Here is a 24,748-nt window from a genome sequence, read left to right as displayed (position 1 = left end):
CGTCATCTAAGCCATTGGTATCATTCTTAAGTCGCACTTCAAACTTGAACCCACCCCGGCTACAAGACAAAATCAGATAAGGTATATTATGGAACGCTTGCGTCGAAACGATTAGGTGCTGAGAGATGTTGATCCATTCTATGGCCGTGAGAAACTTTGTCAGAAGATGATCGACAGACGCTTTTCCCGGCCCCCAGGCCATAAGCGAAAGCGCCATCGCCGCCCATGTGATATGGATTGGCCAGCCAGGGAAGACGCCGCTACACTGCTTGAAGACGCGCGCCCCGAAAGCCAGGGAATCGACAGGTATGCGCTCATCGACCGCATGAAATAGGCCCCAATAGTCGAAATCCGCCGGGACCCGCATCGGCACGAAGCCATAGCCGTGGATACCGATCTTCGATTCGAAAGCGCCTATCTATTCCATATACGGCGTCAGCACATCTTCGATCCATTTCATGAATGCCCGGACACGGCGCGACAGATTGCTCCGATGTGCTACGACGAGGGATACGGCGACCGCCCGGCGACGAAAACTGGGGAGAACTTCCACTAGCGCTCCACTCTCCAAGTATTGGCCAATTCCCAAGAGCGGCGCCTGAATCAGGCCAAGGCCAGCGAGGGCAGCGGCATCGTAGGTTTGCGCGCTGTTAACGTGTAGCGCACCCGGCAACTGAAGCGTCGCATAGCGGTCGTCGTCCGGATATTCCCATCCGTAGGGTCTTGCACCCAGCGCCGTCGAAAAATGAATTGTCCTATGCTTCTGACGTTGGAGATCTTCCAGCGATCGAGGGACGCCATAGCACGCCAGATAGGCGGGACTGGCAGCGTTGACCATGCGTAAGAGACCCAGTGGGCGGGCAATCAGCGTCTCGTCCCTGATGGGGCCAAGCCGCAATACACAGTCGAACCCCTCTTGGACCAGATCAACTTGCCGATCCGTACTCGATACCTCCAGCTCCAACTCGGGGTGAGCCGCCATGAAATCCGGCAATGCCGGCACGATCGTTGTGCGCGCCACCTCGGTCGGAAGATCGACTCGTAGACGTCCGCGAAGTGCCACGCGGTCGTCTGCGAACATCGTGTGCAGGTCATCAACTTCAGCAAGAAGATCGCGGGCACGGGCGTGAAATGCGCGTCCGTCCTCCGTCAACTGCACACTTCGCGTCGTCCGATGCAGGAGCCTGACACCGACATCTTCTTCCAGTTTCCGGACCGCCATCGAGGCCCTCCCTTTTTGTATGCCGAGGCTATCGGCTGCGCGGGTGAAGCTCCCCATTTCCGCTACCGTCACGAATATAAGGACGGGCTCGAGATTCTGCATTTTCGTGCCTCTATATTGTTATCACCTAGGAGAACAATGAGTTCTTTTCTTTGATATTTATCACACATGAGAGGCACAGTAAGTTCCAAATATTGGGATCCACCCTTCGGAGAACAGCAAGTGTCCGAAACTATGAATCTAAATCAGGTGCCTGCAACCATTCCCTTGCGTCGCGCCCTGTGGACCGGCCGGATAATGAGTGCATTCGTCGTTATCGCTCTGGTGGCAGACGGCGCTATTCAGCTTCTCGCGCCGGAACAGATCGCCAGCATATTGCAGGAAGCCGGATTCGCGATGGGCCTGACCCGTGTCGTTGGTCCAATCATACTCGCCTGTGCCATACTTTACGCCATTCCGGCGACCGCCGTCCTCGGGGCGATCCTGGTGACGGGCTTTCTGGGAGGCGCGATCTGCGCCCATATTCGCATCGGTGAGCTGGGGTCGCCGCCCGAACTTATTTCCCTGCTTCTAGGCGCGACGACATGGGGCGGCCTCTATCTGCGCGATCCTCGTATCCGGGCCATTTTGCCGCTCGTCCATTGAACCAACAGCGGCATTGTTCTGTCCCTCAAAATCAGGAGAAAACGCATGTTTTTAGTAATGGGAATTACCGGAAAAGTCGGTGGTGCAACGGCACAACATCTGTTGGCACAAGGCAATAAAGTCCGCGCATTGGTCCGTAGTCGCGAAAAGGCGGTTATCTGGGCGGACCAGGGCGTGGAATTGGTGGACGGCGATTGGAATGACGCGGCAGCCATCGAGCAGGCGCTCAAAGGCGTTGAAGGTGCGTTTGTCATGTTGCCTTCTGTATGGGCACCTTCGCCTGACTATAAAGAAGCGAAGGGCGTGATTGCGAACTATGTCGCAGCGCTCACCGAGGCAGCGCCGCCGCGCGTGATAGCGCTCTCGTCGATGGGTGCGAACAGAACCAGCGGGCTCGGGATGATCACGGCGCTCTCGCTTCTGGAGCAAGGTTTTCGCAATCTGACATCTCCGGTCACCTTTCTGCGCGCGGGCGGTTTCTTCGAAAACTTCCTATACGGCTTGCAGGTCGCTCAAGGTGGGATGCTACCGGTCTACTATAATCCGACAAACCGGAAATCGACCATGGTCGCGACGAGCGACATCGGCGCGGAGGTGGCAACGCTTTTGACCGGGGCAGCCTGGTCAGGACAGCGCGTCATCGAGCTTGGTTCGATGATCAGCGCGGATGAAGTCGCCGAGCAATTGGGCGAAGTCCTGAAGCTCGACGTGAAAGCCTTTGCAGTCCCGCGTGCGGGGTGGGCGGAAGCGTTCGAGCAGCTCGGTATCCCCAAAGGCCACACGGGACCTGCGGAAGAAATGTATGAGGCCGTAAATGCGGGATGGATGGATCTCGGAGCCGAGAAAACGGAGCACATCGCGGGTACGACGTCCGCACGCGAAGTCTTCGAGGCGGCGCAGAAAGCCGCCAAGGGATAAGCCCTGGACGGATCAGGCACGACAGAGACTATCTGCTTCTGCGTCGGACGCGTTCTGGCAAACACTCAACAGTTCATGTCAATCCGACTCACGTCTGCTCTGGCCCAATCTTCTGAATCTTAGAATGGCGGACTTTCTGGCTTGATGAAAGTCCGCTATTTGCGTCTTATCATAAGGGTCTGATCGCTCTGGGCCGACGGCACTATACTTGGCCCGAAGGTCATCAAGATCGACCGCTCGTGCGTCGTTAAGGATCGTCTGCGATGCCGCAACCTTGTCGTCTGCCACTTTGGCAATGACGACGGAGCCACCACGACGCAAGGCTTCAGCATATAAGTGGGCGTCCTTTTCAGGAACGCCGGATGAGATCATTGCGCCGACGATCCCGCCTGCAGCGCCACCAGCGACAACACCAATTTCAGCGCCTGTTCCCGCACCTTCGGCGGCATTGTTGCCCTGCCCTTCGACCTTTTCCTTACCGTCCTTGCGCGAGACGATACTGATCTGATCGGGAGGCATGCCTGCAGCACCTCGGCAGGTCAAAACAAGGCTACCAGCGCAGACTGAATTTGCCGACCAGGCTTCCGACCAGCCCGCTCAGCAAGATGCCGAGCGTGTACCATATCGCGATGAATGGAATACCGTTTTCGACGCAGGCCCAGGAGTAGACCCAGCCGCCGATGCCGCCGGCGCAAGCGCCCGCAACGAAACCGGCAAGGACGGGGCGCGTGGGGGCTGCACGCCTGAGAAACCACATGTTGGCGCAGAAGGCGGGAATGCCGAAAGCCACGATCAGGAAGGGGCAAAAAGACGCCGAATATCCGACGATTAAACCCGGATAGGATGAAGCCGGCGACAGTCCGAGTTGAGCGATGGCCAGAAGCACGACGACGCTGAATGTCACGACCAGAACCCTAACCATACTCCCAATCGAACCCTCTGGGCGCGCAACCCGTTCAAGGGCTACGATCGTCGCGCTCATTAGTACGGCGGTATATAAAAATTTCACCCAAAACGCCGCCACCGTTACGTGGTGCAGATGCGGGCGAAAGCTGAGCGACATCAGCAGCGCGATGGCCGCACCGATCACGCCGACAATGATTGTCAGCGCAAGCCTTACTCGCAGCGCATGATGGCGAACCGGAGTGAGATCGCTTACCAGAGCCTCGATGAATTCATCATTTTTCGTCATTGGCAAAACCCAGCTTGCGTCCAATCGCGCGCATCCCGCGGTGAATGCTGACACGAACCATTGCTTCAGACTGCCCGCTCTCGGTGGCGGCTTCAGCAGTGGTCTTTCCGGCAATCTTTACCTGGCGCAGAAGTTCTCTCTGTTTGGCAGGCAATTGATCGAGAAGACGGTCGATGTCGAGGTGGGCAAAGAGTGCCTCCTCTCGAAATTCAGCCGCGATCTCGTCTCCCAAAGCAATTTCGACGCCTCTTTTGCTACCATTCACCCTGAAGTGGTCGATCAGCTTGTACTTCGCGATTTGGAAAAACCACGCGGTGAACGGCCGTTCCCGATCATAGGTAATGCGCCGGCTATGCACCGCCAAAAGCACCTCCTGGACCAGATCCTCGGCGTCACGGTCTGCATTCGATCCAAGCCTCCTTCGATAAAATGCCAAAAGCAGATCTCGCAAAATGACGAGCAAGCGTCTGTACGCAGCCTCATCGCCGTCAAGCGAGAGAAGCATCAAGCCTTTCAGGACCTGTTCCGATACCGATTTCGTCATCCGCGTGCAGTCATTCGTTGATCGGCGCTATTTGTTACATCCTGAACCGGATTTTTTGTCGCCTTTATTGCGATCACAACGGCGTGATCACTGTAACGCATTCTCAAAAGCGCCGAATGAGGGGACGGAATTGAGGGACAATCGGTTGTCTCCGGTAGGATGCCATAGCCACCTTGTCTCATTTCCAAAGCGATCGCCCTACCCGCTCCAGATTGCCGGATGGGCATCATATCGAAAAGATGAAAGATATGGAGAGCAGAATGGCGCTCACGAAGTTGAAGATCATGGGTGTGGTGCTGGCGCTTGGAGCCGTGACCACACTATCCGCACAGGCTGCCGACAAGGCACGCGTCCGCGGCGTCGTGGAAAGCCTCAGCGGCGATACGTTGATGGTCAAATCGCGCGAAGGCAAGGACGTGACGATCAAGCTGAAATCCGGCTGGGCCGTCAACGGCATCGTCAACGCCTCCGTGACAGACATCAAGCCTGGGGATTTCGTCGGCATCGCGTCCGTTCCGACCGACAGCGGCATCAACGGGGCGCTGGAAGTGCTGATCTTCCCGGCCGCGATGAAAGGCACCGGCGAGGGCGATTACGGCTGGGATCTGAAGCCGAAGAGCTCGATGACCAATGCGACGGTTGCCAGTGCCGTCACCTCGGTCAATGGTCCCACTCTGTCGCTCACCTACAAGGGCGGCGAGAAGAAGATCTCGATCCCTCCGGGCACGCCGGTCGTCACCTTCGGCAAGGCGACGAAGGACGACATCAAACCCGGTGCAGGGGTCATCATCAACGGCACGACCAATGGAGACAACACGGTTGAATCCGACAGTATCGTGGTCGGCATAAACGGCGTCATCCCGCCAATGTGACGCATCCATGCCGACAACACGGGGCTGCCCGGTTGCCGAGCGCATCCGGGCAGCTCAATGAGCGGCGATAGCGTCGCAGCATATGATTTCGGACACCGCCTTCCGGCGGCACGTCAGGAGAATTATCCATGGCAAGCATCGAGCAGATCGGCACCGCGCCGCCATCTCCCCCGGCCAAGATCTTCATTCGCCGTCATTCGGCCCTTACGCGAATAACGCACTGGATCAATGTGTTGTGTCTGACCTTGCTGCTGATGAGTGGCATGCAGATCTTCAATGCCGATCCACAATTACATTGGGGAAATTACGGAGCGGTGGAAGATCCGTCGTGGTTCGAAATCGCCAGCAATCAGGATGGCGACAACATCGTCGGAATAGTGCGCATCGGCCGTCTCTCGATCACCACCACCGGCATACTCGGTGCTTCCACGGCCGACGGCGAAATGATGCCGCGCGCATTCCCGGCCTGGGCGACGATACCGAGCTACCAGGATCTTGCAGCTGGCCGACGTTGGCATTTCTTCTTTGCGTGGCTGTTCGTCATCAACGGGCTCGTCTACCTCGCTTACGGTCTGGCCGACGGTCATTTCCGCCGCGATCTCGCGCCGACGGCTCAAGATATCTCACCCACAAATATATGGCATGAAATTAAGGACCACGCCCGGCTGCGCTTCCCGCAAGGAGAAAAGGCGCGGCGCTACAATGCGCTACAGAAGCTGACCTATCTCATCGTTATCTTCATCCTCCTGCCGCTGATGATCGGTTCGGGATTGACCATGTCGCCCGCGATAGACGCTGGTTACCCCTTCCTGCTCGATATTTTCGGTGGTCGCCAATCGGCCCGCTCCATTCATTTCATCACCGCCTGGAGCTTGGTGGCCTTCGTCGTCGTGCATATCGCGATGGTCATTCTCTCCGGCCTTTGGAACAACATACGTTCGATGGTGACCGGCCGCTACGCTATCATCAACGAGGAGACCGACCGATGAGCTCCATCTTCACTCGCCGCCGTTTTCTCGTCAGCTCGGCCGCCAGTCTGGGCGCCGTGGGCCTGACCGGATGCGATGACCTTTCTCAGAACCAGCACGTGCAGAAGGTGCTCGCTCTGGCTGAGCGGCTGACCATGGGCACACAGCGGCTCATCGTTTCGCCGCAAACGCTTGCCCGAGAATATACCGACGCGGACATTTCACCGAGCTTTCATCCGAATGGATCAGTTCAGCCAAACAGCGCCGAATATGTCCAGATGGTCGAAACCAAGTTCGCCAACTGGCGGCTCAAGATCGACGGCATGGTCAACAGGCCGATGGAATTTTCGTTGGCTGATCTGAAGAAGCTACCTTCTCGCACCCAGATCACCCGCCACGACTGTGTCGAAGGCTGGAGCGCCATCGGTAAATGGCAGGGTGTTCCTCTCGGGTTGATCCTGCAGACTGCGGGGTTGAAGCCAGGCGCTCGCTACGCCGTCTTCTATTGTGCGGATGAACTGGAACAGACGCTCGATGGCAGCGGCCGCTATTATGAAAGTATTGACCTGATCGACGCCTTTCATCCGCAGTCAATCCTCGCCTATTCGCTTAACGGCAAGGATCTGGAAGTCGAACACGGTGCCCCCTTGCGCCTGCGCGTCGAGCGTCATCTTGGCTACAAACACGCCAAATACGTCATGCGCATCGAAATCCGTGACCGGTTCGATGATCTCTGGGGTGGTAACGGCGGCTTCTGGGAAGATCGTGGCTACGAATGGTATGCCGGCATTTGAGATGTCGTATCAGACGTCAATAATGGGGCGCGGCGACCGTAGACGATAACCGTGGCATAGGCGTACCTCAAGCGCGCAATATTTAGCCTCGCCTTGAGTCGATCTGAACCCTCGAACTGCTCTCATCGAAGTTTGCGGAGAGTTTTTGTATCTGAACCAAGCGGACACGCTAATAGAATTCCATTTGGGCGACCTGCGAGTGTTTGATAGCTGCAGCTTAGGCCGCAGCCAATCGGTCGACAGCCTAAGTCGACCGCTTCAACACAATTCGGTTTCTAACTTGTCGATCGATTGTCTTTTCCGCTAATGCTTGAAGCAATTTTCGCGATGCCACCGAATAAAATGCGGATGCGGCCGCGCAGACGGTCGCAAGGGCACGATCGCTCTGCCAGTCTTGTTGATCAGACCCCTTATGCTCTCCGGATCATTCGCCTGCCGCGAAACCAGGATATCCAGGTCATCCGAAAGACTGATGAGGCCGCGATCGAACATCCAATGTGCCGTACCCGATAAGGCAACGCCGTTACCGAGGGTGTCAGGTCCATTCGCCTCCACAGGTCGGATATGAGCCGCGTCCACTTCAGCCCGTCCACCACCATTGATAAGTTTCAAGCCGGTGATCGCGCAGCGCTTGTCGTAGGCTTGTAGAACGAGCCGCCGAAACAGCCGATTGCGAATAGCGCGGGAGGTAAGCTGCATGACGCGGTCACGCTCTTGCTCAAAGATGAATGGCGCTTGAGCGGCGTCCTCAAATCCGTTTGTAAGATCAGCCGTTCCCGCTCCACCCAGCCGCGGCAATTCGGGTTCAGTCTCATTGAGACCGACCGATAGGATGTGGTTGAAATCTGCAGCGGAAATGGGCCGCACCGCCGATTGCGCCCTCCCTGAAATCCGTCCGTCGTCGTTCAATACGCCACGCTCAATGACCCCATCAGGGCCATTGAACGGAACAGGATTGACAAAATCAAGATAACTGCCAGGTTCGATCAGCGCCAGATACATGCCAGCCATCTTCGGGTCCGGGATGACTTGGGCGATCCTGGCCACGGCGAAATAGCCGCGCGTGGCGGCAACCTTGCGCGGTTCATAATAGATGATCCAATCCCCTACGCAGCCTTGAACACGACCGAGGTACTGGCTTGGAAACTGATACTGTTCAGCCGGACTGTCGTCATAGATCGAGTCCGAGCGATGAATGAAAACTCCGAATCCCATGCTCGATGCTTAGCACGACAAGATCGGTTTCGGATATGATGTCTATTTTTCGTTCGAAGACAAATTGTTCGGAGTGGAAGGTTTTAAGGGGAACACTTTATGAAGCTCCGGAACAGCAGCGGTGCCTTGGATTGCCAATCATATCGGGCCTTTGCGGGGTCGCTGTCGATCCGGTCCATGATTTGACCGGAATTCCCCGCCACGTCCCAAAGCACCCGATTTTAACCCTTCGCTAACATTCATTCCTTAGCAGGCCATGCCTCGGGGCTGGAATCTCATCTGTAAGGGAAACCAGAACGATCATGAATCCGACGGCGAAAGCCTTTCAGCTTTCGAGCCGATATCTGAATACTCAACCAGCTTTCTTGAAACTTCCCCGCCGATGCGCTCTTGCGCTTCTTCGGTCGAGCCTCCGATATGCGGCGTCAGAATGACATTGCTCAAACCCTGCAGCGGTGTCTCGAAGCGTTCGTTGTTCGACGCTGGCTCCTTGGGGAACACGTCGACGGCGGCGCCTGCCAGATGTCCTTCCCTCAGGACTTTCGCAAGCGCGTCGAGATCGGCCACCGTGCCGCGGGAGTTGTTGATGAAGATGGCGCCCCTCTTCATCCGCCGCAGTTCGATTCCCTGATGCTCCGGTTCTGCTTATCTGCAGGCTAGCCGGCGTCTGCCATTTCGTAGCGGCGTCGATATTCGGTGGGCGTGATACCGACCTGGCGACGGAAGGCGCGACGAAAAGTATCGATGTCGCTAAGGCCGCAAGCGGCAGCAGCCTGCTTGGGCCGCTCGCCGGCTTCAAGTAGCTGACGAGCCACATCGATCCGGACCGTTTCGACCCAGGTTGATGGGGTCATCCCGATTTCCTGCCTGAACAATCGCGCAAGATGGCGCGGGCTGAGACCGGCGCGTTCGGCAAGCGCCGCCATACTGGCGTCGGCGGTCGGATTGGCCACCACCCAGCGCTGGATTTCCTGCAGGGCCGACCGGCCAGCGGGATTGGCCTCGCCTCGCCGACTGAACTGGAGCTGGCCGCCCGGACGCTTGAAGAACATTACGAGCTGAGAAGCGACCTTCTTGGCGACCTCGCGGCCAAGATCCTCTTCGACAAGCGCGAGCGCCAGATCGAGGCCCGCCGTCACGCCCGCCGCCGTACGGATCTGTCCGTCGCGAACGTGCAGCGCATCGATCTCGATGTCGACTTCCGGGAAGAGCCGTCCAAGCGGCTCGGCAACAGCCCAATGTGTGGTGATGCGCCGCCCGTCGAGCAATCCGGTCGCGGCCAGCACCATGGCGCCGCTGCAAACAGAGCCAAACCGGCGGCTCTGCGGCGCCTCCCGACGCAGCCAGTCCACCAGCTTCGGATCTGCAGGGACATCGCCAAGATGCGGGGCACCGGCGACAAGCAGCGTGTCGAAGATGGTGGATACGTGAAGACCGAGGATCATGTCTGGAACAACGCGCAGCCCGGATGAACTGACAATGGGGCCTTCGACAGTGGAAATCACGCATGGTGCATAGGCCTGGTGGCCGGATTGCACATTGGCTTCGGCAAAAACGTCGAGAGGACCCGCGACGTCGAGCATCTGCACGCCTGGCAGTGCGAGGATGCCAATCATCCTTGAATCAGCTTGGTGTCTCATATTTGGGTCAAATGTCCGTATTCGTCGTAATACGACTATAGGGGACACAGACAGGGATATCTAGGGTTGGAAGAGCCACGAAAGGAGGCACATGATGACCACTGCAAATCACGCCCTTAAAATCCCCGATAGCAGGCTTGCGCGAGAGGTGACTGAGATTGTCCGCGATACGGAGTCCGAGCTGCTCTTCAATCATTCGAGCCGGGTCTATCTATTCGGCGCGTTGGCCGGCGAACATCGCGGCCTGAAGTTCGATCCGGAACTGCTTTATACAGGAGCCATGTTCCACGATATGGGCTTGATGAAAGCCTACAGCAGCGCTGATGAACGCTTCGAGGTCGACGGCGCCAACGCGGCGCGGGATTTCCTGAAACGGCACGGTATCAAGCAGGCCGACATCGATACAGTCTGGGCGGCAATCGCGCTGCACACCACGCCCGGCATCCCCAAGCATATGCATCCGGTCGTCGCGCTGGTGACGGCCGGCGTCGAGATGGATGTCCTTGGCCTGACCTATGGGGAATATTCGGAGGCCGAACGGGAGGCAGTCGTGCGGGCGTTCCCGAGGACGCCGCATTTCAAGGAAGATATCCTCCAAGCCTTCTACGACGGTATCAAGCACAAACCGGACACCACATTCGGGAACGTCAAGGCCGACGTGCTCGCGGATAAGGACCCGCATTTCCATCGCGGGAACTTCTGCAGCGTCATCCGCGGATCGCACTGGCACGGCTGATATTGCCACTTCCGGCCTGGATCGACGGACCCGACGTCTCAACGAGCGCTGGGTCTTTCGTTGCTTCAGTTTTGCCTGTCTACCGATAGATAGAACTTCGAAGGAGACGGGTATGATCGACACCAACCCAATCTATTATCAGCATGCGATAGCTCTCGCGGCGCTCATTCGCGCGAAGCAACTATCGTGGCGCGAGGTCGTGCCGGCGCATCTGGACCACACCGATGTCGTGAACCACCAGATCAACGCGGTCGTGACGCTCAAGGTCGAAGCTGCGATAATGGGCACGGACTTTGCTGACCATGCGGGCGCGGATGGCACCGCTCTGGGTCTGCTGCATGGGTTCCTTTCTCGATCAGGGGTTCGTTGGATACCGCAGGCTTCTTCACCCAGCGCAGTTCGAAGCTGTTCGTGGGCAACATTCCGGACAAGGAAGCAACGCCGCTGGTCGCACGTTTCAAGGCGACCAGCGGCGTTCCGCTCATGAAGGCTAACCAGCCCGAATTCTCCTTCTGGGCAGAGAGCGACGATCTCGTGACCGGCCGCACCATTACTCCCTGGAATCTCAAGCGCACGCCTGGCGGTTCGTCCGGTGGAGAATCGGCTGCACTCGCCGCCGGCATGTCACCGATCGGCCTTGCGACATGGGATTCAGTGATCCTCCCCATGCAAGGCACAATCCGGAAACAGGTTTTTCAGTGACTATTGGCTCGGCGCCAGGACCTATTCGGGACCTGGAAGCGGCTCATCCTTCCGCCATCGCAGAAGCTTCGGGGTATGACCGATCCCCGGATTGAAGCAGTTGCAGGGATCAAGTGTCCGATAGTGGTCAACCAGCGAGGCTTTGGCGTTGTAGAGATGCCCGACATTGTGCTCAGCCGGATATTCGGCACCCCTCGTATCAAGGATCGTCCACATCGCATGTTCGACCTCCATGGGATCGAAGCCTTTTTTGACGATGTAATCCTGATGGAGAACCTGGCAAAAGAAGTGACCGTAGTAAAGCTTTTGCTCAAGCCGATTGGAGATATCGGGCGGCAGACGCTCGAACCAGTCTGTGCCATTGCGAGGAAGAGCGATATCGAGAGCGACCATGTCCTCAACGTGTTTGCGATGGATGGCGCGGTAACGGATCGCCGCGCCGGCCGCCGCAAATCTATGCAGGAACGCCTTAACCCCTTCGTCAAGCGTACACTCAAAGAAAGCCCCCTGGGCAGAGGGAAAGCGCTTGGCGAGATAATCGCGCGCTTCTGCGATCCCGTCGTCCGCCATCCGCAGCATCAGGTGATGTTCGAACCGATTGCGATATTCGTACAGTCGCTTTGGCAGGTGTCTCGGAAAGAAGCTGCTGGCAGCCTGCATAAATCGATCCGAGAAATCGTGCGGGACAAACTTGACGCGCGCGCAAAGCGCGTCAAACCATCCCTTCACCGCAAATAATGTCGGGAGACGGTCGGTCCCGAGATATTGTATCGCCAAAAAGGTGTCCTTGCCGTATTTCTCGGCGATATCGAAAGCGTCCCTGTGCAGATATTCGCCTTGGACGGGAAGAGATTTGAAGTGCGCGAGGATGTGCCGCCTTATCTGCGTAAGCTCACCTGGATCATTGGTGCCGATGTAGAAGTCACCGGTCTTCTGTTCTTTGGGAAAAGTATCAAGGCGAACGGCAAAAAGCATGACCTTTCCGGCGCTGCCGGCGGCCTCGAACAGGCGCTTCGGATCCGCATTGAAACGCGCAGGCGTCGGCGCCTCGATATCGCGCACATGCTGCTGATAGTCGTGGTCCGAGCAGAAGCGATCAGGATAATATTCAACATCCTCGGCTTTGAAGCTTCCATTCTCGGCATTGGTGAGAATGGCCTCCGGATCGGTCCCTAACCGGACACCTAGGTGGTTCACAAGGATGACATCCCCGCTCTCGGTCACTTGCGCATATAGTGTCATTTGCGTGAATGCAGGCCCGCGATGGATCAGCGCGCCTCCGGAATTGTTGCAGATCCCGCCAAAAACCGAGGCGCCTATGCATGAGGAGCCGATCACCGAATGTGGATTGCGACCGAGTGGCTGCAGCATCTTTTCGAGTTCGAAAAGAGTGGCGCCCGGCAGGCAAATGACCTGTTGGCCATTTCCGATAAGATGGATCCTGTTCATGCGCAAGGTGTTGATGATGACGATATCGCGATCATATGTATCGCCGTCGGGCGTGGATCCTCCGGTCAGGCCGGTGTTGGCAGCCTGCATGATGACGGCTTTGTTCGCCTTGATGCAGGCGTTAAGGACGCGCCATTGTTCGAGCAAGCTGCCCGGCTGTATCACGGCTAGGGCCGGCCCGTTCCCAAACCGGAAGCCTTTCCGGAATCTCTGAGTTGCCGAAGGGCTCGTCAGAACATATCTTCTTCCAACGATTGCTTTCAGCTCATCGACGAGTTGGGAATTGTTTGCCGCCCTTGTCGAACTCGTTGCGAGCGGCGCTTGCGTTGCAGCAAAAGTCATCCTGCCTCCACTGTGCTCAGACGATCGCCGCCGCGACAGACTCCTCGACGCAAGTACACAACAATCAAGCAATGCTGTCCATTTTGCGGACATCGATACGCTAGCCCACTGTCCATCGAGTCTTAACCGAGCGATCGGCGTTCAAAAACGTTATGCGTCGTGACAAGGGGCAGCCTGCTCCCACAACAGGCCCAAGGCAAGTTGGATGTTGTGCATTTTATTTAGCGGGCAGGCAACCGGGCGGCCCACACAGCAACGCTGTCCCCATGCGAATGCGTCAGCGTGGATCGCTTGAGGGTTTCGCTATCAGTCTATTGGCCTTGCGCCGGCTTCCATGAGATCGAGTTCACGCACCAGCCTACACCGTCAGAGAGATCATGGACTTGACGGAGGCGTTATAGTTCCGCGCGCTCGGCTCCTATCGCAACTAACCACAGTCTGCGTTCTATTCCGCCAGCTCTTTTGCGCGCTCGGCCTCGCTGCCGGTCATCGCTCCCCAGTCTATGACAAACGGTGTCGCCCGATAGTCGGAGTCAGCTCGCCCAGACGATCTCACTGCGTGGCAGGTCCGCCGCACATTGGTATTGATCGATGCGGACATTACCACGAAAATGCCTATTTCGCGTCTTGCCGAAGCCTGCAGTTTCTCGTCGGGGCCATTTTCTCAAGCCTTCAGGCAGACAACGGGAACGCCCCTTTCGATGGAAGATCCGGTACCACCATTCAGAAAGGGCGATGAAATTGATGTGGCACATCGACGCCGCTAAATGACATCGCCTTCACCTACCAGAACCACCTCATATGCGTACTCTCCGTGGCGTTTGGAATTCCGCCCACTTGGGCGCTATAGCGGTACCCGGCACAGTCTGCTGACCGCCTTGCGTATCTCGACATTGACAGGGGAACTTTACTTTAGTCACACTGTGATGAATCCGGCGTCCGCTGGATTTGGCACGCCCCGAAAGAAGGTCATCATGGTCGAGAAAATCGCTGCGACATCCCCCACCTCTTCCTCGTCGGCGACGCAGATAAACCACAGCATGTCGATAGCCTCGGAACCCGACCGGGCGTGGGTTGCGGAGCGCCAGGCCCAGATCACGGCAGATCTCGAGATCATGAACGAAGAGCGTGCTGTGCTCCGGGATGAAGATCATGACGACGCTAGCGTCGATGAAGATGAGCAAGCCTCCGAACGACACCTCGATCATCACCCTGGGCAGGCTCATCATCCCGAAGGAATCGCTGAGGATGAGAGGCTGTCAGGGGAGAGCGTCCGTATCGGAACAGGTAACCTTGAGGAAGAGGTACCCTTTGGAGAGCATGTTGGATTCGTCTGAGGATTTGAGCTCGGCCATGCCTGCACTGCGCCTCATGGGAATACCTCCTGTATCGACAGGCTGTGTATGTCAGATCCAATGAGATCCGTTAATGACAATCAACAGCCAGACGTCGATTGTCGCACCCGGCAACTTGACGTGAGCAAGGATGGCCATCGTTGCCAGCAGGCGCGAAAATGTTCGGCCAGATAAAATACGAAGCGTGTCTCTCCGCAGCAGGCTCGGAAATCATGTTGGGCGATCGGATGTCCGATACGAACACGTCTCGGCAATCCTGAGAGCCGTCGCAAAGGTGTTCGATCGTCGTTGTAGGACGGCTTAACACCTCAGCAAAACTGAAAGGGTTAACCTGCAGAATTATAAGGCAAGGAGGCCCCTGACATCATACGAAATCCGATCCGCCGAGGGTGTTCCGTCAGGAAAACGGCTACAGAATTTCCAATGGCTCACGCGCTGATATTGAGTGGCGCTGTGTCATCCAACCGAGTGGCGCAGATCCATCGCTCGATATCGCAAGCCTCCATGGGTCTGGCGAAATAATAGCCTTGGGCGACGGTGCAGTTGAGCCGCCGCAGAAGCCTTGCCTGGTTCTCGTTTTCCACGCCCTCGGAAACGACTGTCATCCCGAGGCTCAGGCCGATACCGACAACCGTCGCCGCGACCGCCTGTACACTGGGATCGGTTTCGAAATTGCGCATGAAACTGCGGTCGAGCTTGAGTTCGGTAATCGGCATTCGCGTAAGACTCGACAGGGAGGAAAAGCCGGTGCCAAAGTCGTCCATCGACAGACCGACCCCAGTTTCATGCAATTTAGCCAACGTTCGAAGTGTTTCCACGCCGGCATCCATCATCACGCTCTCAGTGATCTCGATCGTGAGGCACGCAGCGGGGAGATTGAATTCTTCGAGCAGACCGGCCACGTAACCGGGCAAGCCGCTGTCGTTGAAATGCAGCGGCGACAGATTGACCGAGACAGTGGGAATTGGGATGCCTTCGCTGCGCCACGCGGCTATTTGGCGGCAGGATTCGCGAAGGGACCATTTGCCGATGGTATCGATCAGACCGATTTCCTCGGCCAGGGGAATGAAGCGGTCTGGAGGGATATTGCCCAGTTCCGGGTCATGCCAGCGGGCAAGCGCTTCGACACCGTGAAGCGTGTTCGAGTTGAGATTGATCTGGGGCTGGTAATGGAGGTTCAGGCTGTTCGTCGACAGGGCGTTGCGCAGGGCAGCGCCGAGCACGAGGCGATCCTGGGCAAGCCGGTTCATCTCCGGGCTGAAGAAGCGATACACACCACGGCCCGCCGACTTCGCCTGAAACATCGCGGTTTCCGCGTGCTTGAGAAGACTCTCGGGATCGGTGCCTTTGTCACCGGAGATGCTGATGCCGATACTGGCGGACAGGGTCAGATTGAAGCCTTTTATCTCCGTCGGTTCGGAAATTGCGCGGAGGATCTTATCCGCCCTGACCGCAGCCCGAGCGGTATCGCAATCAGACAGCACGACGACGAAAGAGTCGCTACCCGCGCGCGCGACGATTGCGGCAAAGTCGCTGACAAGTCGTTGCAGCCGATAGGCCGCCTCGATTAGCACCTTATCGCCGATAGCGTGGCCGAGACTGCTGTTGATGTCCTTGAAGTGATCGAGATTGACCGTGAAGATTGCGACCTTCAGGCCCTCATCCTCGGCTTTGCGAAGGATGCTTTCGGTTTCCTCCAGAAGCCGCGACCGGTTCGGCAAGCCGGTCAGAGAATCGAAATGGGAGAGCACCGCGATCTGACGGCGCGCCTCTTGGTGTTCAATGGCGAGTTTGCATAGATATAGGCAGGCCTTGACGATCTGCCGATGGAATGCGCTCGGTCCCCGTGGCTCGCGATAATAGAACGCGAAGGTGCCCGCGATACGGCCGTCGCCCAGCCTGATCGGTGAAGACCAGCAGGCCCTGAGCCCATGCGGCAGCGCCAGATGCTTGTAATTGGTCCACAAAGGATCCGTCGCGATATCGGTGACATAAACAGGTTCGCCACGCCAGACGGCCGTTCCGCAAGAACCGGTGTTCTCGCCCGCTGGGACCCCGGCTATTGCATCGTTATAAGCGGTGGGAAGACTTGGCCCCGCCAGCGACCACAATTTCTGTTCGGTGTCGACAAGCAGGATGGACGAAACGATCTCCGGTGCAATGGCTTCCACCCGCCGACACAAGAAATCCATGACCTCCGCGAGCGAGATATTGCTGGCGAGCGCCTCAAGGACGTCATCCTGCAAGGACTGAACCCGCTTGAGCGCGGCAATATCGGTCAACTCCACGACGACGTTGGTGACGTCGCCCTGAGCGTCGCGGATCGGATTCACCGCTGCAGAGACCCAGACGGGATTGCCACTACGATCATAGCAAAGGATGTCCTCGGTGAAGCCCTGATCTTGCCAGGCCTTCCGTTGCAGCCGGGCAAGAGTATCCACATCCGTACCTTCACCGACGAGAAAATCCGTTGGCAATTTCCCGAGGGCATCGGGGATGCTATAGCCGAACTGGTCGCTGAAGGCGCGATTGACGTAAATGATGCGACGGTTTTGGTCGAGCACCATGACGGTGCGGTCGGTTTCGTTCACCACCAAGGACAGAAGGCGGAGTTCCTCTCGGCGCTGAACCTCCTCCGTCACATCACGGATGAAGACCAGGTGGCGAATCTTGTCGCCGATATCGACCTCGGAAAGGGAAAAAGAGCCCCAGACTTCCTTGCCGTCCTCCCTCTCAATGCGGCCCTCCCGGCTGGTGCGGACGATCTTGTTTGCGTAGCCATCCCGGTTGGCATCGACATAAACGTCACGGGCCGGACAGATGCCGCAAGGAACGAAGTCCTTGATATCCTTACCGAGCACATCACCGCGATGGCAACCCCAGAGACGCTCTGCAGCCGCATTGAAGAACGTGATGCGATTAACGTCGTCAGCCAGGACGACGGCATCGATGGCCTCCTCGAGCGCGGTTTCTAGTATGAGGTGGCGATCGAAGCTCATGCTACCATCCTCCAATAGTGGAGACAAAGAGCCTGATGGGGACTCATTGGACGCAATTTACCCCCCTTGTCAACGCCGGAATCGCCGTCTGCAGAGCGACTTCCACACAGTTGCGGCCTCTTGCCTTTGCCGAATAGAGAGCCATGTCTGCGCGTCGAAGCATGTCTTCAAAGGCTCCGTCCTCAGAAGAGTAAACAGCGATGCCGGCGGAGACGGTGACAGGGATCCTCGACATCCCGTCGCCGATTTGTGCTTGTTCAACTGCGAAGCGCATTCGCTCAATCGCGTCCGCCGCCATGATGTGATCGAGACCGCTTAAAAGGACCGTAAACTCCTCACCACCAGTGCGCGCCACCATACCGAAGGTGCCTATCCGCTCCCGCAAACGACCCGCCACCTCAACAAGCACTTCGTCTCCCACGTCGTGACCATAGGCGTCGTTGATGGCTTTGAAATTGTCGATGTCCAGGATTGCAACAGCGAAATCGGCGCCATGCTTTTGGGCCGAAACAAATTTGTTTATGCCATGCGTCGCGAGGACCCGGCGATTGGGTAGCCCGGTAAGATAGTCGGTTGATGCCGCAATCTCAAACTGTCGCCTTAGCTTGTCGGAGCACATGAGGAGGAAAGCCGTCGTCCCGACAACGGGCAGGAGGGTCATGAAAATGGGCGACAACAGGTTCAACCAGTTCGCGCCGGTTTCCACGGCGAAGTCGCTGCTGAGATCCATCGCCAGATAAGCGACGCCCCTGCCGAGCGTATACGCCAGCACCAAGGCGAAATTGCCGATAAGAATCTTGCGGCTGAGCGAGGAATCCCCATGCGAACTGGCAAGCAGCGTCCACAGGCAGGCGGACATCAGCCATATCCAGATGGTTGAAACGACTGCGATCCGTACGCGGAAGTCAGGGTTGACTGCGGAAAACCAGAAAACACAGGCACTGGCGAGGATGGCCGGGATTAGCTGCCATGCTCTGGGGTGAATACCGTCAAATTGCTGAACTGCAGCATGATAGGCTGTAAGCCCGAATACGATCAGGCCGTTGGCTGCCAGAAGCATGATCGGCCTTGGCAGCGTTTCGCCAAACGCGAAGAATGCGCAACCAACCGCAATGAGCAAAGTCCCCAGCTGCCAATATGTCGCCGCCGGTCGCAGAGTCGATGGCAGATCACGAGAAACGACAGCAAGAACGCCACCGTTTGCAAGCATCATCAGCGATACGGTTGTAAATACGGTTCCCGCCTCCATCATGTTCGATAAATCTCTGGCATCATCCTTCCCATGGAGAACTCTTCCATGAGATCCTACGCGAATACTCCTAATCCGCGGTTCTGATTGATGCTAAACAGGTCGTTACGCAAATCGCTCTAAAACAACGAAGTCATTTACCGCTGGCTTCCGTCTCGGCGCCCATGCCGGCAGTTCGAAAGTGGCGCGAGGAATTGGCCCCAAAAGATCGCCTTGAATGTCGCAAGGATGATCTTCCGGAGTGACTAACCGTCCGCCGAGCGAGATGTGAAGTAACCGACAGGGATCTTTAGATACGATCGGCCGTTACTCTCCGCCTCCGGCAAGCGACCACCACGAAGATTCACCTGCAGAGCCGCCAGCATGAGCTTCGGCAGAGGCAGCGTGGCGTCACGTTCGTCGCGCATCTTCACAAAGTCGTCCTCCTCCGGCGATCCGGCAAAGTGCTTGTTTGAAGCCAGATGGCTTTCGACGGACGCCTCACATAGGGGCGCCCGCCCGTTTGGCGCATAGTCATGGCCGATGAAGAGACGAGTTTGGGCGGGAAGCGCAAGTATTCGGCGAATACTTCGGTACAAATCATGTGAACACCCTCCAGGAAAATCGGCGCGGCTTGAACCGCTGTCGGGCATCATCAGGGTATCGTGGACGAATGCGGCGTCGCCCGCAACGTAAGTCACCGACGCCATGGTATGGCCGGGGGAGAAGAAGACGGTAACCGGTACATTGCCGACCTGAAACGTCTCGCCGTCCTTGAACAGCCGGTCCCATTGAGACCCATCGACACGAAAATCGTCGCCGAGATTGTAGATGCCTTTCCAAAGGACTTGGACCTTTGTCACGAACTCGCCGATCGCCGTTGGCGCCCCCAGCCGCCCCTTCAGGTAGAAAGCGGCCGAGAAATGGTCGGCATGGGGGTGAGTATCCAAGATCCAAACAATCTCGATTCCCGTTTGCTCCACATAGGCAACGATGTCCTTGGCCTGCGTCGTATCGATGGCGCCTGCGATCAGATCGTATCCGAGAACCGGGTCGACAATCGCTCCCTTCATGGTCTCGGGATCATGGAAGACATATTGCCAGCTCCCCGTTGCCTTGTCCCAAAATGGCTTCACGAGAGGATTTACCATCTCGAACTCCTGACGATTGCGAGGGAAGCGGAAGCGCGGCCGGTCTCTTCCCAAATGATCACCGTATTCACCCTGGAGTATAGATCGGTATGGGATTATGGCACCGATCAGCACAATAAGCCATTGTTTTCGCTTAGACAACCGGGATCGGCGTACGATGTTTATTCACAGTCTGGTGAAATTACGAGCGTTTTCGTCTGGTACGAACAAGCGCCAACGGCGCGCCGGCCTTTGCCGGCTACCTGGGCGGGTCGGAAGGTATCCGTCAATCCACTCGATATCTCCCGCAAGCAGGTCGACGCGCGCGGCATTCCCGTCGGCTCGCGCGAATCCTTCGAAGCGATGAACCGCGCCATCGAAGGCCTCGATCCGAAGCCGGTGATGGACCGGGTATTTCCCTGGGCAGATGTTGAGGAGGCGATGCGCTATTTTGCTGTCAGCTCAAACTTCGGCAAGTGGTTCCGGAACTCTGACGAATCCGTTTGCCGTCGCCGGCAGGCTGTTACCTCTTCCGCATGACATTGACGAGAATGACGCCAAGGATTGCCATGATACCTCCGGCTGCGCCGACCACGGAAGGCGTTTCACCCAGCCACAAGAAGCCGATCAACGTCGCCGTCGGCGGGACGCCATAGAGGAAATTCGCCGCGCGCGCGGCCGAAAGCCGCTTCAGGGCGATCGCCCAGGTTACATAACCGACCACGGTCGGGAAAACCACCAGATAGGCAACGCTCCAATTGACGATTGGCGGGGCGGCAAGGAGAGCCGTAACGGTTGCCGGAACCGCAGGCAGAAGCGGAACGGAACCTATGAGCAAAACCCATGCGGTCACCGTCAATGCCGGCATGCGGCCGAGAACGGGTTTCTGAAGAACGCTGGCAATCGCCGAGCATAGAGCTGCGCCGAGGATGAGAATGGCATTGGGATCGAGGCTGAGGGCTCCGCCCGCGCCGACGGCAATCAGCGCAACACCGAGAAACGAAAGGGCTGTGCCGGCCCATCCCCAGATCCCGAAACGCTCTCCAAGGGCGAAGGTGGCGATCAACGCCGTGAAGACGGGCATCGTATTGATGATGAAGCTCGCGGGACCGGCCGGTACCGTCTGCTCTCCGGTATTGAGCAGAACCGCATAAACCGCGATAAAAAGGACGGCTGCGATCGAAATCCGGACGAGATCTTTCCTGCTCGGCACCGTCCAGCGAAATGCCAGGTAGCCAAGAGCAATAATGCCGGCGGTCACGTACCGCGCGCTCGCAAGTTCGACGGGTGTCAAAGGACCAAGACAAACGCGGATGACAACGAACGAGGAAGCCCAGAAGACAATCGTGACAATGATTGCCAGAAAGGCCGGAAGATCAAATTTCGACTTGGTTTCCATATTGCCGGCTATTGCGCTCATTGCTCACCCCTTTGCACACGCCGCAGATAAACCTCTCACCCCCAGCTTGAAAAGCACGGCAATCGATGCTCTCATGTGTCTATGGTTCACAGCTCGCAAACCCTTCCGCCGCTCGATACGCTCGAGACCTTCTCGGTGGCTGCGCGTCTCGGATCGTTCTCCGCCGCCGCGGAAGAAGCGGGAATCACCCATGGGGCCGTATCCCGACAGATTGCGCGCCTGGAACGGTGGCTTGGCGTGCGACTTTTCGTCCGTCAGGCCAGGGGTGTAGCGCTGACCCCGGAGGGCATACGATTTTTTGCTCGGGCTCAGGAGGCGCTTTCCCTTCTTAGCGGAACTGACGAGCGGTGGATCCCGCGGCGGCATAAGACGACAGTGCGCCTTTCCGTGACACCGTCTGTCGCCTCGTTGTGGCTATTCGCACGTTTGGCAAAGCTGGAACGCGACGACCTCCATATCGATCTGTCCCTGGAGCACCGACTGGCAGATCTCGGTGAAGGGACGGATCTCGCCATTCGGTGCGGAAAAGGCCCCTGGGCCGGCGTTCGCGCGACACCACTCTGGCAGGAGAGATCCTTTCCGATCGCCGCGCCATCGCTCGCGGAGCAGCTTGGCCGGAACTGCGACGCTCAATCGATCCTGACCCTGCCGATCCTGCATGACTCTAACATCGAGGGCTGGCGACGCTGGCTGGCTGTCGAGGATGTCCAGTATCTGCCCCGCGGCCAGGACCGCCGCTTCGAGGATTATAATCTGATCATCGACGCCTGTGCGCAGGGCATCGGCGTCGCATTGGCCCGACCGCCTCTGTCGGACGCAGCGATGGCATCCGGGCGCCTGGTCCGGGTCTGTGACAGGGAGCTGAACAATCATGTGTCATTCCATCTCGTGCGACCGGACGGACGGCTAAGCGGACCGGCCTGCGAATTGGCTCGGCGACTTCTTGACGAGGCAGGGCACAACGAGGCGGCGATAGCGGCTTTCGCCTCACCGGGTTAGGGCGAAAACGCAATCACAGATAGCTGCGCACCCGCGTGCTACAGGCGCTCGAGCGTGAGTTTTCCGCCTTTTCGCATGTCCCCATTGAAACCATAGATCATTGCCCGGCTCGCTGGTGCAAGCGAACAGCTCGGCAATACAACTTGCTTGTCGACACCTGTGTGCGGACGACCACAATCAAGGCCTTTTATTTTTGCTTCTCAACCTTACTATGCGCTGTTTGTAACGGCACGACAAACTCGCAGGCCGCGGTTGACACCCCAGCTCGCGAAACAGTCAACATCATTCATATTGCCAACTGGTCGGCAGCGCGTCCTGAGGCGAGTTTCGTGGGAGTTCCTCAATGGCGACTGTTTCAGGCAATGCGGTTGGAACGGAAGGCAGATCAAGCGATCGCGCCTATGGAGAGCATCTCGCCGAGTGCTTTGATATGCCCAAACCTGGCTTGAACGTGCAACGCACGCTACAGCGTGGCAAGGTCGCTGTATCGGAATTGAGAGTCGATGTTCCGGCGGCAGAGCCAAGCGCTTCGCTTGGCTACGACGAAGCTTTCCTGGTGGGAATTCAGCTTTGCAATATTGTCGGGCATGAATACTGGCTGGACGGCCGATCGATACCCGTTGCACCCGCTATTGCCGGCATGACCTATATCCATGATCTGCGGCTCGACCCCAGGGCGCTGGTGCGCGAACCAACGCATGCGCTCCACTTCTACCTACCGCTTGCAACGCTCAACGCATTCGCCGATCAGAACGATATCGCGTCGATCTCGGAGTTGACCCACCGGCCGATGGCTGGTCAAGACGATCCTGTGACGCGATATCTGGGTCAGGCGGCCTTGGCCGCGCTTCGGGAGCAACACATTGCAAGCGGATTGCTGCTTGACGAAATTCTGGGTGCTGCGTGCGCGCACACGTTGGGACGGTACGGCAACAGACCTATCCCGGTCAGCCGTTCCGCGCCTGGCCTGGCACGATGGCAGGAGCTGCGCGTGAAGGAAATGATGAATGAGCATATGGACATCGGGCTGCCAGAACTGGCACGGGAATGCCGCTTGTCCATAACGCATTTCGTTCGGGGTTTCCGGCGGTCGACCGGAATGTCGCCGCATCAATGGTTGCTTGCCCGGCGTATCAGCAAAGCGAAATTTCTGCTCACGGAAACGAGCGATACGCTGGCTGATATCGCCTTGGCATGCGGGTTCTCCAACCAGTCTCATTTCAACGCGACATTCAAGAGCGACACAAATATGAGCCCCGGGCGTTGGCGCCGCTCGTTCGCGATGAGGAACGATAGATTCGCAGAATGACGCACGTCTCTGCGCCGCTCCAGCGTTGCCTTTTTGGGCTGTTTTCGAAATTCAAAGCCATTTCTTGAAAGAGCGGCCGCATCGACCGTGCTTTACTCCCATTGGATCTCCCATTCGGGACCGTCCCTTACCAACCGGCTAGCTACATTCAAACCATGAATTCTGAAGTCGAGGCCTATGGAGCGGCTGTTGCGCGTCGCTTCCGGACCAACGTCGCGACGACGTTTTTTGCGAAGACTATCTCCAAGGATCCGATCGCGATTTCCATGCTAAACCTGGCTGCTCCCACCGGCCGCTGGACAGAAACGCCGGATCCCGAGGCTGCCTTTTCAGTCCATGTGGTCATGGCGCCTCTACCCAGACTTCAGACCTGGATAGAAGGGCGTCACGCCAAGTTGGATCCGCTGAAGGCCGGCGATATCTGCTTGTTCGATCTCAGCACCTCTCCCATCTCGCTGATCCAGGACCCGCTCGATACCGTTCGCCTTCATTTCTCCCAGCGGACGCTCGATGACCTGGCGTATGATCGCGGGCAGCGCTCGAGCAGCCTCAGAGCGACCTTCGGTGCTCACGATCCGGCATTGCATGGCCTCAGTTCTGCGCTGCTGAGCCGATTGCGGCTTTATGGCGGGAGCGACCCGTTATTCCTGGACCATGTGGCGCTCGCTTTTCATATCCATCTTGCCCAGACATATGGCGAACTTCGCAGCGAGCAGCCTCTGCGAGGTGGACTGGCCCCGTGGCAGCTCCGGCGCGCTCGTGAGTTGATGCTCGCAAAGCTGTCGGAAGGGGTAGGGCTTGCTGAACTGGCTGGAGAGTGCGGACTCTCTGCAAGCTATTTTGCGCGTGCATTCCGGCATTCGGTCGGGGTCACCGCGCACCGATGGTTGATGAACGAACGGGTCGAGCGCGCCAAAGACCTGCTTAGATACAGCGCCCTGCCCGTCGCCGAAATAGCGGTCGCCTGCGGATTTACAGACCAGAGCCACTTCACTCGGGCGTTCGCATTCCGCGAGGGACATCCGCCGGCGCGATGGCGGCGCCTTCATCTCGACTGACGCGGTCGTCG

At 57.6% G+C, this 24,748-nt stretch carries 25 protein-coding genes and 1 pseudogene; 13 read left to right on the top strand and 13 right to left on the bottom strand.

The window, feature by feature from the left end:
* Positions 1–418 precede the first annotated feature (418 nt).
* Entirely contained in the window at positions 419–1,324 is a 906-nt protein-coding gene (locus ACQZ6J_RS29480) for a LysR family transcriptional regulator (RefSeq protein ID WP_449086622.1), read from the bottom strand.
* 120 nt (positions 1,325–1,444) lie between these two features.
* Here ACQZ6J_RS29480 and ACQZ6J_RS29475 point away from each other — a divergent pair, with 120 nt between their 5' ends.
* Together ACQZ6J_RS29475 and ACQZ6J_RS29470 are read left to right on the top strand one after the other, a co-directional pair.
* Entirely contained in the window at positions 1,445–1,867 is a 423-nt protein-coding gene (locus tag ACQZ6J_RS29475) for a DoxX family protein (RefSeq protein ID WP_163990730.1), read from the top strand.
* A 57-nt stretch (positions 1,868–1,924) separates the two neighbouring features.
* Positions 1,925–2,785, top strand: a complete 861-nt coding sequence (locus ACQZ6J_RS29470; protein ID WP_449086621.1) for an NmrA family NAD(P)-binding protein — start codon at positions 1,925–1,927, stop codon at positions 2,783–2,785.
* 78 nt (positions 2,786–2,863) lie between these two features.
* Here ACQZ6J_RS29470 and ACQZ6J_RS29465 read toward each other — a convergent pair whose 3' ends face one another.
* Genes ACQZ6J_RS29465 through ACQZ6J_RS29455 form a run of 3 tightly spaced genes read right to left on the bottom strand, consistent with a single transcriptional unit; the run spans position 2,864 to position 4,521 of the window.
* A complete protein-coding gene (locus ACQZ6J_RS29465; protein ID WP_449086620.1) occupies positions 2,864–3,304 on the bottom strand; it encodes a hypothetical protein in 441 nt (146 codons plus the stop codon).
* A 31-nt stretch (positions 3,305–3,335) separates the two neighbouring features.
* Positions 3,336–3,977 carry an NrsF family protein gene (locus tag ACQZ6J_RS29460; RefSeq protein ID WP_449086619.1) on the bottom strand — a complete coding sequence of 214 codons (642 nt, stop codon included), beginning with the start codon at positions 3,975–3,977 and terminating at the stop codon, positions 3,336–3,338.
* Entirely contained in the window at positions 3,964–4,521 is a 558-nt protein-coding gene (locus ACQZ6J_RS29455; RefSeq protein WP_449086618.1) for a sigma-70 family RNA polymerase sigma factor, read from the bottom strand. The genes ACQZ6J_RS29460 and ACQZ6J_RS29455 overlap by 14 nt, the downstream gene beginning before the upstream one ends.
* A gap of 260 nt (positions 4,522–4,781) precedes the next feature.
* Between ACQZ6J_RS29455 and ACQZ6J_RS29450 the strand changes: the two genes are divergently transcribed.
* The 3 genes from ACQZ6J_RS29450 (at position 4,782) to ACQZ6J_RS29440 (ending at position 7,155) form a co-directional block, all read left to right on the top strand.
* A complete protein-coding gene (locus tag ACQZ6J_RS29450; protein WP_163993910.1) occupies positions 4,782–5,393 on the top strand; it encodes a hypothetical protein in 612 nt (203 codons plus the stop codon).
* Between the two features lie 128 nt (positions 5,394–5,521).
* On the top strand, positions 5,522–6,382 hold the full coding sequence (locus ACQZ6J_RS29445; protein WP_449086617.1) for a cytochrome b/b6 domain-containing protein: 861 nt from the start codon (positions 5,522–5,524) through the stop codon (positions 6,380–6,382).
* On the top strand, positions 6,379–7,155 hold the full coding sequence (locus ACQZ6J_RS29440) for a molybdopterin-dependent oxidoreductase (RefSeq protein WP_449086616.1): 777 nt from the start codon (positions 6,379–6,381) through the stop codon (positions 7,153–7,155). The genes ACQZ6J_RS29445 and ACQZ6J_RS29440 overlap by 4 nt, the downstream gene beginning before the upstream one ends.
* A gap of 303 nt (positions 7,156–7,458) precedes the next feature.
* Here the strand turns inward: ACQZ6J_RS29440 and ACQZ6J_RS29435 are convergent, their stop codons facing one another.
* From ACQZ6J_RS29435 to ACQZ6J_RS29425, 3 genes and pseudogenes are all read right to left on the bottom strand, one after another.
* The gene (locus tag ACQZ6J_RS29435; protein ID WP_449086615.1) at positions 7,459–8,370 is read right to left on the bottom strand and encodes an HNH endonuclease; all 912 of its coding nucleotides are present in this window, start codon (positions 8,368–8,370) and stop codon (positions 7,459–7,461) included.
* A gap of 333 nt (positions 8,371–8,703) precedes the next feature.
* Positions 8,704–8,991 (bottom strand): annotated as a pseudogene (locus ACQZ6J_RS29430) (NAD(P)-dependent oxidoreductase); the annotation flags it as partial.
* A 35-nt stretch (positions 8,992–9,026) separates the two neighbouring features.
* Positions 9,027–9,986 carry a GlxA family transcriptional regulator gene (locus tag ACQZ6J_RS29425; RefSeq protein WP_449086614.1) on the bottom strand — a complete coding sequence of 320 codons (960 nt, stop codon included), beginning with the start codon at positions 9,984–9,986 and terminating at the stop codon, positions 9,027–9,029.
* Positions 9,987–10,104: 118 nt separating this feature from the next.
* On the opposite strand from ACQZ6J_RS29425, the gene ACQZ6J_RS29420 reads away from it, so the two are divergent.
* Positions 10,105–10,746, top strand: a complete 642-nt coding sequence (locus tag ACQZ6J_RS29420; protein ID WP_449086613.1) for an HD domain-containing protein — start codon at positions 10,105–10,107, stop codon at positions 10,744–10,746.
* Positions 10,747–10,927: 181 nt separating this feature from the next.
* On the opposite strand, the gene ACQZ6J_RS29415 is transcribed toward ACQZ6J_RS29420, so the two are convergent.
* On the bottom strand, positions 10,928–11,086 hold the full coding sequence (locus ACQZ6J_RS29415; protein WP_449086612.1) for a hypothetical protein: 159 nt from the start codon (positions 11,084–11,086) through the stop codon (positions 10,928–10,930).
* A 14-nt stretch (positions 11,087–11,100) separates the two neighbouring features.
* Here ACQZ6J_RS29415 and ACQZ6J_RS29410 point away from each other — a divergent pair, with 14 nt between their 5' ends.
* Entirely contained in the window at positions 11,101–11,448 is a 348-nt protein-coding gene (locus ACQZ6J_RS29410; protein ID WP_449086663.1) for an amidase family protein, read from the top strand.
* A 21-nt stretch (positions 11,449–11,469) separates the two neighbouring features.
* On the opposite strand, the gene dld is transcribed toward ACQZ6J_RS29410, so the two are convergent.
* Positions 11,470–13,239, bottom strand: a complete 1,770-nt coding sequence (gene dld / locus ACQZ6J_RS29405) for a D-lactate dehydrogenase (protein WP_449086662.1) — start codon at positions 13,237–13,239, stop codon at positions 11,470–11,472.
* 578 nt (positions 13,240–13,817) lie between these two features.
* Between dld and ACQZ6J_RS29400 the strand changes: the two genes are divergently transcribed.
* A complete protein-coding gene (locus ACQZ6J_RS29400; protein ID WP_449086611.1) occupies positions 13,818–14,006 on the top strand; it encodes a helix-turn-helix transcriptional regulator in 189 nt (62 codons plus the stop codon).
* A 207-nt stretch (positions 14,007–14,213) separates the two neighbouring features.
* A complete protein-coding gene (locus ACQZ6J_RS29395; RefSeq protein WP_449086610.1) occupies positions 14,214–14,576 on the top strand; it encodes a hypothetical protein in 363 nt (120 codons plus the stop codon).
* 446 nt (positions 14,577–15,022) lie between these two features.
* Here the strand turns inward: ACQZ6J_RS29395 and ACQZ6J_RS29390 are convergent, their stop codons facing one another.
* The 3 genes from ACQZ6J_RS29390 to ACQZ6J_RS29380 all read right to left on the bottom strand — a co-directional run bounded on the left by ACQZ6J_RS29390 (position 15,023) and on the right by ACQZ6J_RS29380 (position 19,972).
* The gene (locus ACQZ6J_RS29390) at positions 15,023–17,593 is read right to left on the bottom strand and encodes a bifunctional diguanylate cyclase/phosphodiesterase (RefSeq protein WP_449086609.1); all 2,571 of its coding nucleotides are present in this window, start codon (positions 17,591–17,593) and stop codon (positions 15,023–15,025) included.
* 43 nt (positions 17,594–17,636) lie between these two features.
* Positions 17,637–18,845 (bottom strand): diguanylate cyclase, encoded by a 1,209-nt coding sequence (locus ACQZ6J_RS29385; RefSeq protein WP_449086608.1) that lies wholly within the window; start codon positions 18,843–18,845, stop codon positions 17,637–17,639.
* A gap of 242 nt (positions 18,846–19,087) precedes the next feature.
* Entirely contained in the window at positions 19,088–19,972 is an 885-nt protein-coding gene (locus ACQZ6J_RS29380; protein WP_449086607.1) for an MBL fold metallo-hydrolase, read from the bottom strand.
* Positions 19,973–20,026: 54 nt separating this feature from the next.
* Here ACQZ6J_RS29380 and ACQZ6J_RS29375 point away from each other — a divergent pair, with 54 nt between their 5' ends.
* A complete protein-coding gene (locus ACQZ6J_RS29375; protein WP_449086606.1) occupies positions 20,027–20,491 on the top strand; it encodes a hypothetical protein in 465 nt (154 codons plus the stop codon).
* Here the strand turns inward: ACQZ6J_RS29375 and ACQZ6J_RS29370 are convergent.
* Positions 20,475–21,371, bottom strand: a complete 897-nt coding sequence (locus ACQZ6J_RS29370) for a DMT family transporter (protein WP_449086605.1) — start codon at positions 21,369–21,371, stop codon at positions 20,475–20,477. The genes ACQZ6J_RS29375 and ACQZ6J_RS29370 overlap by 17 nt on opposite strands.
* A gap of 81 nt (positions 21,372–21,452) precedes the next feature.
* Between ACQZ6J_RS29370 and ACQZ6J_RS29365 the strand changes: the two genes are divergently transcribed.
* The 3 genes from ACQZ6J_RS29365 (at position 21,453) to ACQZ6J_RS29355 (ending at position 24,737) form a co-directional block, all read left to right on the top strand.
* Positions 21,453–22,370, top strand: coding sequence for a LysR family transcriptional regulator (locus ACQZ6J_RS29365; RefSeq protein WP_163993460.1), 918 nt, complete (start codon positions 21,453–21,455; stop codon positions 22,368–22,370).
* A 343-nt stretch (positions 22,371–22,713) separates the two neighbouring features.
* Positions 22,714–23,679 carry a helix-turn-helix transcriptional regulator gene (locus ACQZ6J_RS29360; protein ID WP_449086604.1) on the top strand — a complete coding sequence of 322 codons (966 nt, stop codon included), beginning with the start codon at positions 22,714–22,716 and terminating at the stop codon, positions 23,677–23,679.
* Between the two features lie 155 nt (positions 23,680–23,834).
* Entirely contained in the window at positions 23,835–24,737 is a 903-nt protein-coding gene (locus tag ACQZ6J_RS29355; protein ID WP_163993368.1) for a helix-turn-helix domain-containing protein, read from the top strand.
* The last annotated feature ends 11 nt before the right edge of the window (positions 24,738–24,748 follow it).

The organism is Rhizobium sp. A37_96 (assembly GCF_053521765.1).
Note: the sequence above shows the minus strand (reverse complement) of the source record. Positions and strands in the feature narration are given on the sequence as shown.